Raw genomic sequence first — 3,539 nt, forward strand, 5'->3', positions numbered from 1 at the left:
GCAAGTTGTCCTGGGCGGCTTTCCGGGTCGGATCGGGACGGGTGCCGAAGAGTTCCATGGTTTTGGCTTTCGGCGTGGCGGTGAAGGCCAGATAGGTAATGCCCGCGTCCGCCGCCCGGGCGGCCATTTGCGCCACCAGCAGATCCTCGGTGCTGACCTCGCCGCCGTCTTCGAGCTCCTGCAACTCCTCGGCGCTCAAGACCGCCTTGAGCTTGGCGGCGGCTTCGCCGGTCTGGGAGGAATGGGCCTCGTCGGCGATCACCGCGAAGCGTTTACCTTCCGTCGCCGCCAACTCCTGCACGGCGCGCAGGGCGAAGGGGAAGGTTTGAATTGTGCAAACCACAATCTTTTTGCCGTCGGCCAGGGCCTTGGCCAGCTCCCCGCTTTTGGAACCCTGTTCGCCGCTGATGGTGGCGACGACTCCGGCGGTGCGCTCGAAATCGAAGATGGCATCCCGAAGCTGGGCATCGAGTACCGTGCGGTCGGAAACGACCAGGACCGTATCGAACAGCTTCTGGTGATTTTCATCGTGGAGGTCGGCGAGAAAGTGGGCCGACCAGGCGATAGAGTTGGTCTTGCCGGAACCGGCGGAGTGCTGGAAGAGGTATTTGCCTCCCGGCCCTTCCGCGAGAATCGCCTGAACCAGCTTGCGGGTGGCGGCAAGTTGGTGGTAGCGGGGAAAGATGATTCCCACGACCTTTTTCTTGCTATCCCGCTTGGTGATGAGGTAGCGGCCGATGATCTCCAGCCAGCTTTCCCGCTCCAGCACTTCTTCCCAGAGGTAGGCGCTGCGGTGGCCCCCCTGGGGATTGACCGGGTTGCCGGCGGCTCCGTTGTCCCCTTTGTTGAAAGGCAGAAAAGATGTTTTCGGGCCAGCCAGCTTGGTTGTCATGTGGACTTCCATATTGCTAACGGCGAAGTGAACCAGCGCCCCGCAGGGGAAGGAAAGGAGCGGTTCTATTCCTTTGCCCTTGACCTTCGGGTTGCGGTCGAAGCGGTACTGGTCGATGGCATCGTGAACGGACTGGGTGAAGTCGGTCTTGAGTTCGGCGGTGCTGACCGGGATGCCATTGAGGAAGAAGACCAGATCGAGGCGTTCCGGGCTGTGAGAAAGATAAACCTCACGAACAACCCGCAGCCGATTGGCCTCATATTTCTCCATCGTCTCCGGGTTGATCGCCAGGGCCGGCTTGAATTGCGCGAACAGCAACGGCTGGCGCAGGCCGATCATCTCGACACCGTTTCTCAGGACATCGAGGGTGCCGCGATCATCCAGCGACTTCCGCAGGCGATCCAAAAGGACGGTTTCCGCCGAAGGCCCGTGGTTCTTGCTCAGGGCATCCCAGGCTTTCGGTTGGGTCGCCTGCACCCAGGCCACGGCATCCGCCGGGAACAGGGCGCGGGTGCGGTCATAGCCCTGGGCATCCCCGGGCGCGTACAGCCAGCCGTTGTTGCTCAGGTGTTCGCAGATTTCGTCAACGAAGCGGATTTCTTTATGCAGGGCCATGGCCTGTGCGTTTGACATGCTTCCCTCCGGGACTAAAAGGCGGACTTAATCCGCAGTACAAAAAACAGAAGACCTTTCAAAGCCTTTACTGTCTTGCGGAGAACCCCTTCTTTTTCTGTCTCTATCTTGATTCCCGTCTTGAAACCAAAATGACGGAACAGAAAATCCATCTCGCCATTTATGTCGTCTATAATCTCGACTCGTGATCGCCTATCGACATAATCAATGATCGCTTCCCGGACAAACTCTTGGCTAAGGACCACCGTTTTCCGATTGGGGTCACCTTGCCAGTACACGACCAAGTGTCCTTGTTCTCTGGCTTCGCTATCTTCAGGACAAAGGACGAGAGTGCCGTCAGTTGTTCTTTCAGCGCAAAATTTATCATCGACCCATTTCCCCTGAAAATGAGTATCGAGATTAGACAGAAAAAGAACTACCTTCTCGCTCTTATTGTCCATCTTGCACCCTATCTCTCACATCAATCTTCCCCGTCACCGCCGCCGAGATCAGGGCCGTGCGGCGCTCTTTCATCAACTCAATGGCTTTTTTGGCCTCCTCGATTAGGGCATCGATCTTGGCGGTTTCTTGGTCGAGAAAGGTGGCGATAGTGCGTTGTTCTTTTGTCGATGGGATTGGCAAATAGAGGTTTGCATATTTCTCGGCACTAACATTCTGGATGGTTGCTTGGATCTGGCTCCCAACAATATAGCCCCAATATTCGTTTGTTTGGCAAAAGTAATAAAGCCATTGAGCAAGACAGTAAGAGCAATCAAGACGTGCTCGGATCAAATACCCAGCAAAGCAGGCAGTCCCCCAATGTTTTGAGTAAATAAAACTCTTGCCAACGGTCGCTCCACTCCTGGCAAGCAGCACATCGCCTTCCTTTAATAGATATGGTTCAGCAACTTCGACCGGCAGAGATTTAAAGGTTTCATCTCGCAATCCACCTTTATCGTCAATATCGGTTATGCGGACAAATCGTGGAAGCATCGGATCATCAATTTCTGCCGCCTCATTCGCGCCATATTTCAGAGGCTCTGCTACGAGACTTTTCAGCCTTTTCACCTCCCACCCCTCCGGCACCTCGCCCAGCCACTCCACCCCGGAATCCTTCATCCTCGCATTCGGATCAAGCCCCTTGGTGACGGCATGGGAGATCACCGCTTGGCGCTTTTCCTTGAGCAGCCCTATGAGCTTTTCCTGCTCGGCCACCAAAGCGTCGATTTTGCCGGTTTCGTGGTCGAGGAAGGCGGCGATGGTGCGCTGCTCGGGGAGAGGAGGAAAGGCCACCTGAAGTTTTTTTACAGAGCCAAGGTTAACTCTCAATCTCGTAATACCAGAAGATACACCCTCAGCATTTATTCTAAAGTAAGGAGCGTTGATTGTGTATACGAGATATGAGGTGTTCACAGTGGAAGTATCTACTGACAACTTGATACAGTCTGCGACTATTACATATCGAGGATACTTGTCACTTACGCACGCAGCACGAGCAACAGGGTCGGCCATCTTTGCTATGACAATATCCATGGGAAAGGCATTATGTTTTCCCAAAGAGTTGGCTTTCTCCTCTGAAACAAAACGATCTTCGTTAAAAATGTGTCTGCCAACCTCAATATTATTGAGTTGTATTAAAGGAACACCAGATTCCGTATACTCATTATTTTTCAGATCCGATCCAAATGGGCCATCTACAAAAGAATATTTTTGACCAGAGCTAAGATCTTGGAGTCTGCAAATTTTCCACCCTTCCGGCACCTCGCCCAGCCACTCGACCCCGGAATCCTTGTATTTCTCGTGGCGCGGAAAACTCATGCCGACAACTCCCCGATCATGCGAACGATGTTGTCCGTGACGACCTTCAACTCCGCGTCGATTTCGGACAGGGAGCGCGGCGGCTCGAAAACATAGAAGTGCCGGTTGAAGGGAATCTCGTAACCGACCTTGGTCTTGTCGTGGTCGATCCAGGCGTCCGGCGCGTGCGGCAGGACTTCGCGCTTGAAGTAGGCCTCCACGTCTTCGGCCAGGGGCA

The 3,539-nt window shown here is 54.3% G+C and carries 3 protein-coding genes and 1 pseudogene; all 4 read right to left on the bottom strand.

Annotated elements, in window-relative coordinates; translation table 11 throughout:
- Window positions 1-1,507 (bottom strand): DEAD/DEAH box helicase family protein (locus tag AB7E65_RS12240; RefSeq protein ID WP_428746056.1); only part of this gene is annotated, 1,507 nt, incomplete at its 3' end.
- Window positions 1,508-1,539: 32 nt separating this feature from the next.
- On the bottom strand, window positions 1,540-1,965 hold the full coding sequence (locus tag AB7E65_RS12245; protein WP_428746054.1) for a hypothetical protein: 426 nt from the start codon (window positions 1,963-1,965) through the stop codon (window positions 1,540-1,542).
- Entirely contained in the window at window positions 1,955-3,322 is a 1,368-nt protein-coding gene (locus AB7E65_RS12250; RefSeq protein ID WP_428746055.1) for a restriction endonuclease subunit S, read from the bottom strand. Before AB7E65_RS12250 ends, AB7E65_RS12245 begins: the two co-directional genes overlap by 11 nt.
- Window positions 3,319-3,539: pseudogene (locus AB7E65_RS12255) on the bottom strand (SAM-dependent DNA methyltransferase); the annotation flags it as partial. The gene AB7E65_RS12250 and the pseudogene AB7E65_RS12255, both read right to left, overlap by 4 nt.

This window comes from Syntrophotalea sp., assembly GCF_050253115.1.
GTDB lineage: Bacteria > Desulfobacterota > Desulfuromonadia > Desulfuromonadales > Syntrophotaleaceae > Syntrophotalea > Syntrophotalea acetylenica.